This window comes from Streptomyces lucensis JCM 4490, from assembly GCF_014650035.1.
Lineage (GTDB): Bacteria > Actinomycetota > Actinomycetes > Streptomycetales > Streptomycetaceae > Streptomyces > Streptomyces lucensis.
Genome location: NZ_BMUE01000014.1, coordinates 1 through 14,840 on the forward strand (window position 1 = coordinate 1; position 14,840 = coordinate 14,840).

5 protein-coding genes are annotated in these 14,840 nt (G+C 75.0%); 3 read left to right on the plus strand and 2 right to left on the minus strand.

The genetic code is table 11. The features are described from left to right. From IE177_RS26735 to IE177_RS26745, 3 genes are all read left to right on the plus strand, one after another. Window positions 1-6,322: type I polyketide synthase (locus IE177_RS26735; protein ID WP_190018000.1), on the plus strand; the 6,322-nt coding region annotated here is incomplete at its 5' end. Between the two features lie 80 nt (window positions 6,323-6,402). Beyond that, complete coding sequence (locus tag IE177_RS35635) at window positions 6,403-11,088, plus strand: type I polyketide synthase (protein ID WP_190018001.1); 4,686 nt, start codon at window positions 6,403-6,405, stop codon at window positions 11,086-11,088. After that, entirely contained in the window at window positions 11,085-12,560 is a 1,476-nt protein-coding gene (locus IE177_RS26745; protein ID WP_190018002.1) for an FAD-dependent monooxygenase, read from the plus strand. Before IE177_RS35635 ends, IE177_RS26745 begins: the two co-directional genes overlap by 4 nt. 108 nt (window positions 12,561-12,668) lie before the next feature. Here the strand turns inward: IE177_RS26745 and IE177_RS26750 are convergent, their stop codons facing one another. Both IE177_RS26750 and IE177_RS26755 read right to left on the minus strand, forming a co-directional pair. Further along, window positions 12,669-13,265, minus strand: a complete 597-nt coding sequence (locus tag IE177_RS26750) for an allene oxide cyclase barrel-like domain-containing protein (RefSeq protein WP_190018003.1) — start codon at window positions 13,263-13,265, stop codon at window positions 12,669-12,671. 100 nt (window positions 13,266-13,365) lie between these two features. Further along, window positions 13,366-14,520: a polysaccharide deacetylase family protein gene (locus IE177_RS26755; RefSeq protein WP_229816282.1), complete on the minus strand. Its 1,155-nt coding sequence runs from the start codon at window positions 14,518-14,520 to the stop codon at window positions 13,366-13,368. Window positions 14,521-14,840: the final 320 nt, after the last annotated feature.

Consider the following 14,840-nt stretch of genomic DNA (forward strand, 5'->3'; position numbering starts at 1 on the left):
CCCCGAACAACTCCACACCGTCCTCCAACCCAAAATCGACGCAGCCTGGCACCTCCACAAACAAACCCAGCACCACGACCTCGCCGCATTCGTCCTCTACTCCTCCGCAGCCGGCACCCTCGGCAACCCCGGACAAGCCAACTACGCCGCCGCCAACACCTTCCTCGACGCCCTCGCCCACCACCGCCACACCCAAGGCCTCCCCGCCACCAGCCTCGCCTGGGGACCCTGGGCCGACACCAGCACCATCACCGCCACCCTCGACACCACCAACCGCGCCCGCATCACCCGCAGCGGCATGGTCCCGCTGGAGAGCGGTGAGGGATGTGCGCACCTCGACGCCGGGTGGGCCGGTGTCGAGGCGGTGGTGGTCGCGGCGCGGATCGACACCGCGGCGCTTCGTGGCATGGCTGAGGCGCAGGCGTTGCCGCCGATGGCGCGTGGCCTGCTGCGTGCGGCGCCGAGGCGGGCGCGGTCCGGTGCGGCGGGCGGTACTTCGCAGTTGCGGGCGAGGCTCGCCGGGCGGGACGAGGCGGAGCAGCGCCGGGTGCTGCTCGATCTGGTGCTCGGGCATGTCGGTGTCGTACTCGGGCACGGTGACGCCGGTTCGCTCGATCCCGAACTGCCGTTCCAGAGTCTGGGCTTCGACTCGCTGACCGCGGTCGAGCTGCGCAACCGGCTGAATGTGGCGACGGGTCTGCGACTGCCGGCGACGTTGATCTTCGACCATCCGACGGCGTCCGCCCTGGTCTCGCACCTGCACGAGCAGGTGGCGGTGACGGAGCCGGATTCCGGGCAGGTGTCGCGGAGGCCGGGGGCGGAGGCCGGCAGCGGGGTGGCGGACGAGCCGATCGCGATCGTGGGAATGGCGTGCCGGTATCCCGGTGGTGTGCGTTCCGCCGACGATCTGTGGCGGCTCGTCGCGGAGGCGCGGCACGGCATCCGCGGGCTGCCGACGGACCGCGGCTGGGATCTGGAACGGCTGGTCGACCCGGATCCCGAGCGGTCGGGGACGACGTACGTCGACAAGGGCGGATTCCTGGACGACGCTGACCTGTTCGACGCGGAGTTCTTCGGGATGAGTCCGCGGGAGGCGCTGGCCACGGATCCGCAGCAGCGGCTGCTGCTGGAGACCGCGTGGGAGACACTGGAGCAGGCCGGCCTGGCGCCCGCGCGGTTGCGGGGCAGCCGCACCGGGGTGTTCGTGGGCATGGCGTCCCAGCACTACGCGGTGGGGGCGGAACAGTCGTCGGGTGGGCTGGACGGTTATCTGCTGACGGGCACGACCACGAGTGTGGCCTCGGGCCGGGTGGCGTACACGCTGGGGTTCGAGGGTCCGGCGATCACGGTGGACACGGCGTGCTCCTCGTCGCTGGTGGCGCTGCATCTCGCGGCGCGCGCACTGCGCGACGGCGAGTGCGACCTGGCGCTGGCCGGGGGCGTCGCGGTGATGGCGCAGCCGGGCATCTTCATCGAGTTCAGCCGGCAGCGCGGGCTGGCGCCCGACGGGTTGTGCAAGCCGTTCGCGGCCTGTGCGGACGGGACCGGCTGGGGTGAGGGGGTCGGTCTGCTGCTGGTGGAGCGGCTGTCCGACGCGCGGCGCAACGGGCATCAGGTCCTGGCCGTGCTGCGGGGCAGCGCCGTCAACCAGGACGGTGCGAGCAACGGGCTGACGGCGCCGAACGGGCCGTCGCAGCAGCGGGTGATCCGCGCCGCGCTCGCCGACGCCCGGCTCACCGCGGACCAGGTGGACGCCGTGGAGGCGCACGGCACCGGGACGACGCTCGGTGATCCGATCGAGGCGCAGGCCGTGCTCGCCACGTACGGCCGGGACCGGGATCCGGAGCGGCCTGTGTGGCTGGGCTCGGTCAAGTCGAACATCGGCCACACGCAGGCCGCCGCCGGTGTCGCCGGTGTGATCAAGATGGTGGAGGCGATGCGGCACGGTGTGCTGCCGCGGACGCTCCATGTGGACGAGCCGACGCCGCACGTCGACTGGGGCGCCGGGGAGGTGGAGCTGCTCGCGGAGCAGCGGGCCTGGCCCGAGACCGGGCGGCCCCGGCGTGCCGCGGTGTCGTCCTTCGGTATCAGCGGCACCAACGCCCACGTCATTCTCGAGCAGGCTCCGGGCGGGGAGGGCGAAGCGATCCCCGAAGAGCGGGAGTCGCCGGGTGCGGGTGGCGGCGTCCTGGCGCTGCCGGTGTCGGGGGCCGGGGAGCGGGCCCTGCGTGCGCAGGCGCTGCGGCTGCGGGAACATGTGGAGGCGCGGCCGCGGCTCGCGCCCGCCGAGGTGGCGCACGCGCTGGTGACGACCCGGTCGGTGTTCGCGCACCGGGCCGTGGTGGTCGGCCGGGACCGTGCGGAGCTGCTGGACGGGCTGGCGGCGCTCGCCGCGGGTGAGGCTCGTGCGGGCCTGGTGCAGGGCGTGGCCCCACCCTCGCCGGGCAAGACGGTGTTCGTCTTCCCCGGGCAGGGCTCGCAGTGGACGGGCATGGCGCTGGACCTGCTGGCCGGTTCCGAGGTGTTCGGGCGGCGGCTGCGGGAGTGCGCCGACGCGGTGGGCCGGTACGTGGACTGGGACGTGGTGGAGGTGCTGCGGGGGGCGCCGGGCGCGCCGGATCCGGAGCGGGTCGACGTGGTGCAGCCGGTGCTGTTCGCGGTGATGGTGTCGCTGGCCGAGCTGTGGCGGTCCGCGGGTGTCGAGCCGGACGCGGTGATCGGGCACTCGCAGGGTGAGATCGCCGCGGCCCATGTGGCGGGCGCGCTGTCGCTCGACGACGCGGCGCGCGTGGTGACGCTGCGCAGCAGGGCCCTGCTGGCGCTCGCCGGGACGGGGGCGATGGCCGCGGTGCCGTTGCCCGCCGCCGACGTGGAGCGGGAGCTGGAGCGGTGGGGTGGCCGGGTGGGTGTCGCGACGGTCAACGGGCCGGCGGCGACGGTGGTCGCGGGTGATCCGGACGCGGTGCACGCGCTGGTCGACGCGTTGCGGGAGCGGGGTGTGCGGGCGCGTACCGTCCCGGTGGACTACGCCTCGCACTCGCCGCACGTCGAGGCGTTGCGGGCGGAGTTGCTGGACGTACTCGCCCCGATCGAGCCGCGCGTGTCGCGGGTGCCGTTCTATTCGACCGTCACGGGTGACCTGCTGGACACCACCGCGCTCGACGCGGAGTACTGGTACCGGAACCTGCGGCGGACGGTGCGGTTCGGGGAGACGGTCCAGGCGCTGCTGGGCAGTGGTCACCGGCTGTTCGTGGAGGCGAGTCCGCACCCGATCCTGACGGTGGGCGTGCAGCAGGGGGTGGACGAGGCGGGGGTCGCGGCGAGCGTGGTCGGCAGCCTGCGCCGGGAGCAGGACGGGCCGCGGGAGTTCCTCGCGGCGCTGGCCGCCGCGCATGTGCACGGCGCCCCGGTGGAGTGGTCGCGGGTGCTGCCCGCGGTGTCGGGGCGGCGGGTGCCGGTGCCGACGTACGCCTTCCAGCGCGAGCGGTACTGGCTGGAGCCCTCACCGGCCGCCGGCGACGTGGCGGCCGCGGGGCTGGTGGAGGGCGGGCACGCACTGCTGGGCGCGGCCGTCGAGCTGGCCGGTGACGACGGCTGGGTGCTGACCGGGCGGGTGTCTTCGCGGACGCATCCGTGGCTGGCCGATCACGCGGTGCTCGGTACGGTGCTGCTGCCCGGCACGGCCCTGGCGGATCTGGTGCTGCACGCCGGCCGGCACGCGGGCTGCGACCTGGTGGAGGATCTGACGCTGCTGGCGCCGCTGGTCCTCGGCGAGCAGGACGGGGTGCGGCTCCAGGTGGTGGTCGGGGCCGCCGACGAGGCCGGCCGGCGCCCGGTGGCCGTGCACTCGCGGTCCGGGTCCGCCGGTCGGCACGACGGGTGGACGCGGCACGCCACGGGCGTCCTGGGCGCTCCGGGGGCTTCCGTCCCGGGGTCGGGGCAACTGCGTGTGTGGCCGCCGGCGGGTGCGGAGCCGGTGCCGGTCGGCGAGGTGTACGACCGGTTCGCCGCCGTCGGGCTCGACTACGGTCCGGCGTTCCAGGGGCTGCGGGCCGCGTGGCGGCGGGGTGCCGAGGTCTTCGCCGAGGTGGATCTGCCCGCCGACGTGGACATCGAGGGGTTCGCGGTCCATCCGGCGCTGCTGGACGGTGCGTTGCACGCGATGCTGTTCGGCGCCGGTGAGGACGTGGCGCCGGAGGTGCGGCTGCCGTTCTCCTGGTCGGGTCTGTCGCTGCACGCGGTCGCGGCGCGGGCGCTACGGGTGCGTCTGGCACCCGCGGGCCCCGGGAGCCCCGAGGGCGCCGTGTCGGTGGAGGCGGCCGACGAGGCGGGCGAACCGGTCGTCTCCGTCGCGTCGCTGGGGTTGCGTCCGGTGACCGGCGAGCAGCTGGCGGCGCTGCGGACCGCGGCGCCCGGGGGTTCGCTGTTCCGGGTGGAGTGGCTGCCGCGGCCGCTGGGCGGTGCGGAGACCACCGGGTGGGTGGCGCTCGACGACGGCACGGGCGTGAGCAGGGACTGCGGGTACGCCTCCGTCACGCACGAGGGGATGGCCGCGCTGTGTGAGGCCCTGGACGCGGGCGGGGACGTCCCGCCGCTGGTGGTGGCGCCGTCCTGGCCGGACGGCACGGTCGGTCCGGCGGAGGCGGCGCACGCGGCGGCCGAGTACTACCTGCGGCTCGCGCAGGACTGGCTGGCCGACGAGCGGCTGGCCGGGAGCCGGCTGGTGGTTCTCACGCACGGCGCGATCGCCGTACCCGACGGCGAGGACACCGCGGCGCTGGCGGCGTCCGCGGTGTGGGGGCTCGTACGCAGTCTGCAGGCGGAGCATCCGGGGCAGTTCGGGCTTCTCGACATCGACGACGACGAGGCGTCGCAGGCCGTGCTGGGCCGGGCGATGGCTCTCGGTGAACCCCAGGGTGCGCTGCGCCGCGGGGAGTTGCTGGTGCCGTCGGTGAGCCGGGGGGCGCGGGGGCCCGGGGAGGCGGGGTCCGCGCCGGTGTTCGCGGCCGGCGGGACGGTGCTGATCACCGGCGGCACGGGCACGCTGGGCGCGGTCGTGGCCCGGCATCTGGCCGTCGAGCACGGCGTGCGGCATCTGCTGCTGCTCAGCAGGCGCGGTGAAGGCGCGGAAGGAGCACGGGAACTGCGGGCGGAACTCGCCGGGGCGGGGGCCGAGGTGACGTTCGCCGCCTGTGACGCGGCGGACCGGGAGCAGCTGGCCGAGGTGCTCGGCGCGATCCCCGCGGACCGGCCGCTGACCGGTGTGGTGCACGCGGCCGGCGTCATCGGCGACGCGACGATCGCCTCGCTGACCCCGCGGCTGCTGCACTCGGTGCTGCGTCCGAAGGCGGACGCGGCCTGGAACCTGCACGAGCTGACCCGGGAGCTGGATCTGGCCGCGTTCGTGCTGTTCTCGTCCACCACGGGCGTCCTGGGCAGCCCGGGCCAGGGCAACTACGCGGCCGCCAACGCCTTCCTGGACGCGCTGGCCGAGCACCGGCACGCGCTGGGCCTGCCCGCGACGGGCCTCGGGTGGGGTCTGTGGGCGGAGGCCAGCGGCATGACCGGGCACCTGGACGAGGCGGACCTGGGCCGGATGGCGCGCGGCGGTCTCGTGCCGCTGGCGACCGGTGAGGCGCTCGCCCTGTTCGACGCGGCGCTGGGCGCGAGCGGGGAGTATCCGGTGCTGCTGCCCGTCCGCCTCGATGTGCGGGGGTTGCGGGAGCGGGCGGCGGCGGGGCTGCTGCCGCCGGTGCTGCGCGGTCTCGTCCGGGCGCCGGCCCGGCGGGTCGACGCGTCGGGGCCGTCGCTGGCGCAGCGGCTCGCCGGGCTGGACGAGCAGGAGCAGTACCGCCTGGTGCTGGAGACGGTCCTCGGTCATGTCGCCGCGGTGCTCGGGCACGCCTCGCCCCGGCAGATCGACGCCGGGCGCCCCTTCCAGGAGCTGGGCTTCGACTCGCTGACCGCGGTCGAGTTGCGCAACCGGCTGGGGCTGGTCGCCGGGGTACGGCTGCCCGCCACGGTGGTTTTCGACCACCCGACCGCCGGTGCGCTGGCCGGTCATGTGCGCGAGCTGCTCGCCCCCGCCGAGGAGGGCTCCGTCCAGCGGCTGCTGGCGGAACTGGACCGGCTGGAGGAGGCCCTGGCGGCCCGGCCGGCGCAGGACGGCGACGGCGACGGTGACGCGGTCGTCGCGCAGCGGCTGCGCGCCCTGGCGGCGAAGTACGGCGCGAGCCCCGGGGCCGACGCGGTCACCGAGCGGTTCGAGGAGGCGTCCGCGGAGGAGGTCCTGGACTTCATCGACCGAGAGCTGCGGCGCTGAGCGGCGCCCGCGGCGGCAGACGGCGGTTCCCCGGGCAGCGGGGCGCAAGAGCTGATGACCGAGTTAGGGCTGATGCAGGCATGACGGACCAACAGAAACTGGTCGACTACCTGAAATGGGTCACCGCCGACCTCCACCGGACGCGGCTCCGTCTGGAGGAGCTGGAGTCCGGTGTGCGGGAACCCATCGCGATCGTGGGCATGAGCTGCCGCTACCCCGGCGGCGTGCGCAGCCCCGGCGACCTGTGGCGGCTGCTGGCCGAGGGCACCGACGCGGTGTCCTCCTTCCCCTCGGACCGTGGCTGGGACACCGCGCGGCTGTACCACCCCGACCCCGGGCACCCGGGCACCTCGTATGCGCGCGAGGGCGGATTCCTGTACGACGCCGCCGAGTTCGACGCCGATTTTTTCGGGATCAGCCCGCGTGAGGCGATGGCCGTCGATCCGCAGCAGCGGCTGCTGCTGGAGGCGTCCTGGGAGGTGCTGGAGGGGGCGCGGATCGATCCGGGCACGCTGCGCGGCAGCCGCACCGGTGTGTTCACGGGCGTGATGTACGGCGACTACGGGGCCCGGCTGATGGGCAGCGACGCCCAGGAGTACGAGGGCCTGGTCGGCAACGGCAGCGCGGGCAGCGTCGCCTCGGGCCGGGTGTCGTACACCTTCGGGTTCGAGGGGCCCGCCGTGACGGTGGACACCGCCTGTTCGTCGTCCCTGGTGGCGCTGCACCTGGCGTGCCAGGCGCTGGAGCGCGGCGAGTGCTCCCTGGCGCTGGCCGGGGGCGTGACGGTGATGGCCACGCCCATGCTGTTCGTGGAGTTCAGCCGGCAGCGCGCGATGGCCCCGGACGGGCGCTGCAAGTCGTTCGCGGCCTCCGCGGACGGTGCGGGCTGGGCCGAGGGGGTGGGCATGCTCGCCCTGGAACGGCTGTCGGACGCCCGGCGCAACGGACGTACCGTGCTGGCGGTGGTGCGTGGCAGCGCGGTCAACCAGGACGGCGCGAGCAACGGTCTGACGGCGCCCAACGGGCCCGCGCAGCAGCGGCTCATCCAGCAGGCCCTGGCCCGGGCGGGTCTGTCGGCCGCCGACGTCGACGTGGTGGAGGGACACGGCACCGGTACCACCCTCGGTGATCCGATCGAGGCGCAGGCGCTGCTGGCGACGTACGGGAGGAACCGGCCCGGGGGACGGCCGCTGTGGCTGGGCTCGGTGAAGTCCAACATCGGGCACACGCAGGCGGCCGCCGGAGTGGCGGGCGTCATCAAGATGGTCGAGGCCATGGGGCACGAGGAGCTGCCGCGGACCCTGCACGTGGACGCGCCGTCGCCGCACGTGGACTGGGAGGCGGGCGGTGTCCGGCTGCTGACCGAGCCGGTCGCGTGGCCGCGCGGCGATCGTCCCCGGCGGGCCGGGGTGTCCTCGTTCGGGATCGGCGGCACCAACGCGCACGTGATCCTGGAGGAGGCGCCCCGCGCGGAGGAGCGGGGGGAGCCGGAGGGCCGGGAGGGGCCCGTGCCCGCGCGGCGCGGGGGTGCCGTCCCCTGGATCCTGTCCGCGAGGAGCGCCGCCGCCCTGCGGGCCCAGGCCGGCCGGTTGCGGGCCTTCGTCGCCGGTGCGCCCGGCCTCTGCGTCACGGAGGTGGGGCGCTCCCTGGCCACCACCCGCGCCCTGCTCGACCACCGCGCGGTCGTGGTCGCCGAGGACCGTGAGGAGTTCGTGCGGCGTCTGGGCTTCCTCGCCGAGGGCGAACCCGCCGGCAACGTCGTCGAGGGCGTGGCCGCGGCGGGCGGCATCGGGTTCCTGTTCTCCGGGCAGGGCTCGCAGCGCCTCGGCATGGGGCGTCAGCTGCACCAGGCGTTCCCGGTGTTCGCCGACGCCCTCGACGAGGTGTGCCAGCGCCTGGAGCCGCTGCTGGGGCGGTCGTTGAAGCAGGTGATGTGGGCGGCCCGGGGAAGCGCGGAGGCCACGCTGCTGGACCAGACGGCGCACACCCAGGCCGCGTTGTTCGCGGTGGAGGTGGCGCTGTTCCGGCTGCTTCACCACTACGGGCTGCGGCCCGATGTGGTGATGGGTCACTCCGTCGGCGAGGTGGCGGCGGCGCACGTCGCCGGGGTGCTGTCGCTGACCGACGCGTGCACGCTGGTGGCGGCCCGCGGCCGGCTGATGCAGGAACTGCCCCCGGGCGGGGCCATGGTCGCGGTGGAGGCGGAGGAGGGCGAGGTCGCCGAGGCGCTCGACGGGCTCGGCGGCGGCGTGTCCGTCGCGGCGGTGAACGGGCCGCGGGCGGTCGTCGTCTCCGGTGACGAGGACGCTGTCCTGTCGGTGGCGGACGGGTTCTCCTCGCGGGGGCGCCGTACGAGCAGGCTGCGGGTGTCGCACGCCTTCCACTCGCCGCGCATGGACCCTGCGCTGCACGAGTTCGGGCAGGTGGCCCGGTCGCTGACCTATCACGCGCCGCGCATCCCCGTGGTGTCGAACGTGACCGGGGACCTCGCCACCGACGGCCAGTTGTGCGACCCCGGGTACTGGGTGGCGCACGCGCGGCATGCGGTGCGGTTCGCCGACGGCGTCGCCACCTTGTACGCCCAGGGGGTGAGCGTGTGCCTGGAGCTGGGCCCGGACTCGGTGCTCGCGCCGCTCGCCGCCGGATGCCTTGCGCCGGGCACGCCGGCTCCCGTGGCGGTGCTGAACGCGCGGCGGCCCGAACCGCAGACCCTGCTGGCCGCGCTGGGGCACGCCCATGTGCGCGGCGCGGACGTGGACTGGGCCGCCCACTACGCGGAGTACGGCACGGGCACGGTCGCCCTTCCCACGTACGCCTTCCAGCACCGGCGCCACTGGATCGACGCGGCCCCGCGCGGGGCGGGAGCGGGCTCCGGTACGGCGCCGGAGGCACGGTTCTGGACCGCCGTGGAGCGGCAGGACCTGGACGCGCTCGGTGCGGACCTGCACATCGGTGAGGACGGGCTCGCCGCGCTCAAGACCCTGCTGCCCGCCCTCGCGGGGTGGCGGCGCAGGCAGCGGCGCCACCTCAGGCTGGACTGGGAGCCGGTGGCCGATCCGGACGGCTCCGCCCGGGCGGGCACCTGGCTGGTCGCGGTGCCGGACGGCGCGGAGGCGGAACGTGTGGTGGGCGCGCTGAACGGTCCGTCCTTCCAGGCGGTGCCCGTGCCCGTCGACGTCGCCTCCGCCCGCGTAACGGATCTGGTGCGGTCCCTGGGCAGTGCGCTGGCGCAGGGGGAGGTGGACGGTGTGCTGTGCCTGTTCCCGCCGGCCGGCGGCGGGCGGGACGGCACTCCGGCGGCGGCGCTGGCCGCCACGCGGGCACTGGCGGACGCCCTGGACGAGCTGGGGCTGACGGTTCCCCTGTGGATCGGCACCCGGGGCGCGATGGCGGCGCACGAGCGGGATCCGGCGCCCGACCCCGCGCAGGCGATGTTCTGGGGTCTGGGCCAGACGCTGGCCGCCGAACGGGTGCAGCGCCGCTTCGGGCTGGTGGACCTGCCGGGCGGGGCGGGCGCGGCGGACGGTGACGTCCTGGCCGGGTCGGCTCCCCGGCTGGCCCGGCTGCTGGCGGCCGGTACGGAACACGACCAGGTGGCACTGCGCCCCTCGGGCACGCGGGTGCGGCGGCTCGTGCCGGGCGGGCACCAGGGCGGGCGGGACGCCGACGGCCGGCGGTGGCAGCCGGCCGGCACGGTGCTCGTGTGCGGGTCGCTGCGGTCGGGGCCGGGCGCGGAGGTCGCGCGCTGGGTGGCCGGGCACGAGGGCGCCCGCGTCCTGGCCGTCCCGCCCCCCGGGCAGGCCGCGGATCCCGTGCCGGCCGGACTGCGGGACGAGCTGGGCGACCGGCTGGTCGTCGCCGACGCCGACCTCACCGACCGGCCGGCCGTCGCCGCGCTGCTGGCCTCGGTCCCCGAAGAGCTGCCCGTGACGGCGGTGATCCACCTCGCCGCACCGCTGCCGGACGCGGAGCCGCGGCCTTCGCGGCCGCCGTCCCCGACCCAGGTGCCGGCCGACGTCGTGGCCGCGGTCCATCTGGACGAGCTCACCCGCGGCCTGGAGCTGACCGCGTTCGTCACGGTCTCTTCCCTGACCGGTGCCTTCGGGCTCCCCGGCTTCGGCGGCGAGGGTCCCGCCCACGCGGCGCTCGACGCCCTCGCCGCCGGCCGCAGGGCCCGGGCACTGCCCGCGCTGTCCCTGCTCGTGGCTCCCTGGGACGAGACCGTCACCGCGGGCGCGGGCGGCCCCGGCGTCACTGGCGCCGCCCCCGAGGACGTCACCGCGCTGCTGGCCCGCGCCCCGCAGCTGGGAGAACACACGCAGGTGGTGGCCGACTTCGACTGGGAGCGCCTCGTCCCACGCCTGGCGGGCGGTCGCGCCGGCGGACTGCTGCTCGGGGTGCCGGAGGCGCGCCGGGCCCTGGACGCCACCCCGCACGCGGACGGCCCGGTGCCGCGCGGGCTCGCCGACGTGCCCGCGCCGGAACGCCTCGGCTTCCTCCTGGACCTGATCCGCCGTCAGGTCGCCTCGGTGCTCGGCCACGCCGACCCCGGGGCGATCGCGGACGACAGCGACTTCATCGGTCTCGGCCTGTCGTCGTTCACCGCCCTGGAACTGAGCACCCGGCTGCGCACGGCGGGCATCGACGTGTCCACCGCCGACGTATACGACCACCCGAGCCCGGGCGCCCTCGCCGGGCACCTGCACGCCCGCATCGGTGACGCCGGCACCCCGTCGGCGTCCGCCCCTGTCCTGGAGGCCACATGAATCACCCCGTCGTCGTCGCAGGAGCGGGCCCCGTGGGCCTCATGCTCGCCGCCGAGCTGGCCCTGGCGGGCGTGCCGGCGCTGGTGCTGGAGCGGCAGACCGGGGCCGGGGAGGAGGCGCCCGGCATGGCGATCAACTCCGCCGTCGTCGAACTGCTCGCCCAGCGCGGGATCATGGACGGCCTGCTCGGCGACGGCATGGAGTTCCCCCGGGCGCACTTCGCCCACATCTGGCTCGACCCGGCGACGCTGGCCGGGGCCCACCCGTACACCTTCCTGGTGCCCCACCAGCGGGTGCGGCAGCGACTGGAGGAGCACGCGACCAAGGCGGGGGCGCGGGTGCGGCGCGGCGCCGAGGTGGTGGGCCTGCGCCAGGACGCCGGGGGCGTCGAGCTCGACGTGCGCCAGGGGGGCGGGACCGAGGTGATCCGTGCCGCGTACGTGGTGGGCTGCGACGGCGCGCACAGCGCGGTGCGGGACCTGGCCGGCATCGGCTTCCCCGGTGCCGACGAGGTCTTCCACGGGCTCGTCGGCGACCTGGACGTCGAGCCGGGCGACCCGCTGTGCGACCAGCTGGGCGTACACCAGCACGACGACGGGTTCTTCACGGTCGGCCCGGTGTCGCAGAGCGTCCTGCGGGTGACGACCGGAGAGTTCGACGCGGCGCCGGACGACCCCGCGGCCCCGGTGACGCGGGCGGAACTCGCCGCACACGTGAGGCGCCTGACCGGTGCGGAACTCGCCACCCGAGGTGCGCCGCGGTGGCTGTCGCGCTGGACCGCCGCCACCCGGCAGGCCGAACGTTACCGGCAGGGCCGGGTGTTCCTCGCCGGCGACGCGGCGCACGTCCACTTCCCGTTGGGCGGGCAGGCGCTGAGCACCGGCATCGAGGACGCCGTCGACCTCGGCTGGAAGCTGGCCGCCCGCGTCCGGGGGCGGGCCCGTGACGAACTCCTCGACACCTACCACCAGGAACGGCACCCGGTCGGCGCCCGTGCCTGTGCCACGACGCGGGCCCAGATGGCGCTGCTGCGCCCGGGCGGCGGCACCGGGCCCCTGCGACAGCTGCTGACCGAACTGGTGCGGCTCGGCGAGGTCAACGATCACCTCGTGGCGCTGGTGGGCGGCCTCGACATCCGCTACCCGTCGCTCGCCGGCGAGGACGGTCACGCCCTGGTGGGGCGCAGGCTGCCCCGCACCGAGCTGGTGACGGGCCGTGGACCGGTGACCGTCGGCGAGCTGCTGCACTCCGGGCACGGTGTCCTGCTCGACCTGTCGCCGGGCGGTGGGCTCCGGGAGCCGGTGGCCGGCCGGTGCGAGTGGATCGACGTCGTGGCCGCGGAACCCGTAGAGGGCCTGCCGGAGGGGGTCCTGCTGCGGCCGGACGGCCGGGTGGCATGGGCGGGAGCGGCCTCCGACCGGGCGGGGCTCACCGCGGCCGCCGCCCGCTGGTTCGGCCCGGAGTGCGACTGAACGTCCCGGCCCCGCGCACCGCACGGTGGCCCGTGACCAGGAGGTTCCTGGTCACGGGCCACCGTGCTGTCACCGCGCCGCCGCGGCCGCGTGGCCCGGCCGGCACGTTCACGCCATGGCGAACGACGTGCGGTAGCGGGGCGGCCGCTGCGTCGGGTCGTCGATGGTCAGCGTCATGAAGCCCACCTTCCCGCTGAACCTGCCGGACGTCCCGGTGAGCTGGAAGATCTGCGTGTAGCCGTGCAGGATCGCGGTGCCGTCGACGACTCCGTGCGTCTCGAAGGTGCCGCCGTCGAACTCCGTTCGGCTGCGGTGGTACTGCCACATGTGCGGCGCCATGGACAGGACGCGCGCGGAACCGGTCACCGTGCCGACCCGGTTGCCGTCGGCGTCGAAGAAGCCGTCCTGGTACTCGGCGAGCGCCGCGGCACCGTGGGTGCCCTCGTCGTGGATGGCCATCTTCTCGATCACCTCGGTCAGGTTCTCGACGATGATGCACCGTTCGAGGGCCTCTTCCGCCGAGTCGCGGGCGGGGTCGTAGACACCGGCCGCCGCCGCGGCGGCCAGTGCCAGGTCGCGGGGCTCGACCAGGCTGGACGCGGGCATCCGCCCCTGAAAGGCCAGCTGTCCCGAGTCCAGGGCCCGCTGGTCGAGTCCTTCCGGCGCCGTCGCACCGGCTTCCACGGTCGTCTCACTGTCAGGCACTCGGCCGCTCCCTCTTGTGCCGGCGCTCGTCGCCGCCGCTGGCTCCTGTCACGGGCCAGCATGGGATCCACGGCTAAAGCACCCCTAGGGCCCCGACGGGCTACGCGTGGGCCACGCTCGGGACGCTGAGGAAGGCCTCCCAGCCGCCGGCCGGGGCCTGGCCCACGCCGAGCGTGCGGAGCTTGCGCAGCACCGCCGGGTCCTGGACGTCCAGCCAGTCCACCAGTTGCCGGAAGGACACCAGTCGCACGTCCGCCTGACCGGCGATCTCCCCGATCACCTCCTCGACCGCGTCCATGTAGATCCCGCCGTTCCACTGCTCGAAGTGGTTGCCGACGAAGTACGGTGCCCGGTTGTTCTCGTAGGCGCGGCGGAACCCGGCCAGGAAGGCGCCCTTGGCCTCCTTCTTCCAGGCCGGGCGCTTCGCGGGGTCGCCCTGGAGGACTCCGCCGGTCTGCTTGAAGAGGATGTTGTAGTCCATCGACAGCACCTGGGAGGTGTGTCCGGGGAAGGGTATGGACTGCAGCGGCAGGTCCCACAGGCCGCTCAGCCTGCCCGGCCATACCTGCAGTCCGCCGGGGGAACTGGCGTCGTACCTCCAGCCCAGTTCGGCGGCGGTCGGCAGCAGGTTCTGCCGTCCCTCCAGACAGGGGGTGCGGCCGCCGACCAGTTCCTTGCGGTAGTCGAAGGGCAGTGGCGGCAGATCGGTGAAGCCGGTGTTGGTGCGCCAGTGCGTGACGAAGTCGACCGCCTGGTCGATCTCGCTGCGCCAGTCGGCCGGCGACCAGCGGCCGACACCGTCGGGGCCGCAGAAGTGACCGTTGAAGTGGGTGGCTATCTCATGGCCGTCCAGCCAGGCCAGGCGGAGTTGTTCGAGAGTGGAGCGGATGTGCGCGTCGGTCAGGAAGCTGATGTCGGACGCGCCCACCGGGTGCCGCGGGGGGTGGTAGAGGTTCCGCTTGCTCTCCGGCAGCGTGTAGATGCCGCTGAGGAAGAAGGTCATCGCGGCGCCGTGGTCGAGCGCGACCTTGCGGAAGCGTGAGAAGAGCTTGGTGTCCAACTGCGCCGACCCGTCCCAGGAGAAGACCACGAACTGCGGGGGCGGCCGGCCGGGGATCATCCGTTCCGGCTTCGGCTGTCCGGGCTGCGGGCCGGTGTCCGCCGTCGAGCCGTCGCCGATCGGGATGTTTCTCGGCCGGTCCTCGTAGGCGTTCGCGGACACAGGGGCGGAGCTGCTGCGTGCGGCGGCCTCCATGGTTCCTCCTCGGTTCGGACGCGGTTGACGAGGCTCGTCACCCCGGGGACCGGACGTCCGTGAGAAACCGGTGGAGCGCGGCGTCCGGCAGCGGCCGCATGCCGTGCGCGCTGGACCGGCGCTGGTCCACGCCGTAGGTCGGTGGGGGCCGCACGGACGCGGGGCGTGATGCGGGGCGCCGGGAAGGGCGACGCGGGGCGCCGGAGGTCCTGAATGCCGCACAGGCCGCCCGCCGGGCGAACTCCCGTCCCGCTGACAGGTGATTCCTCCTCTTCGAGCCTCGCACGAGCAGGCGGCACATGCATCCTCTGGGGGCTGTC

Bases quoted from the DNA above. Each gene is read 5' to 3' on its own strand.
- IE177_RS26745 (WP_190018002.1), top strand. From the start codon at position 11,085: ATGAATCACCCCGTCGTCGTCGCAGGAGCGGGCCCCGTGGGCCTCATG.
- IE177_RS26755 (WP_229816282.1), bottom strand. From the start codon at position 14,520: ATGGAGGCCGCCGCACGCAGCAGCTCCGCCCCTGTGTCCGCGAACGCC.
- IE177_RS35635 (WP_190018001.1), top strand. From the start codon at position 6,403: ATGACGGACCAACAGAAACTGGTCGACTACCTGAAATGGGTCACCGCC.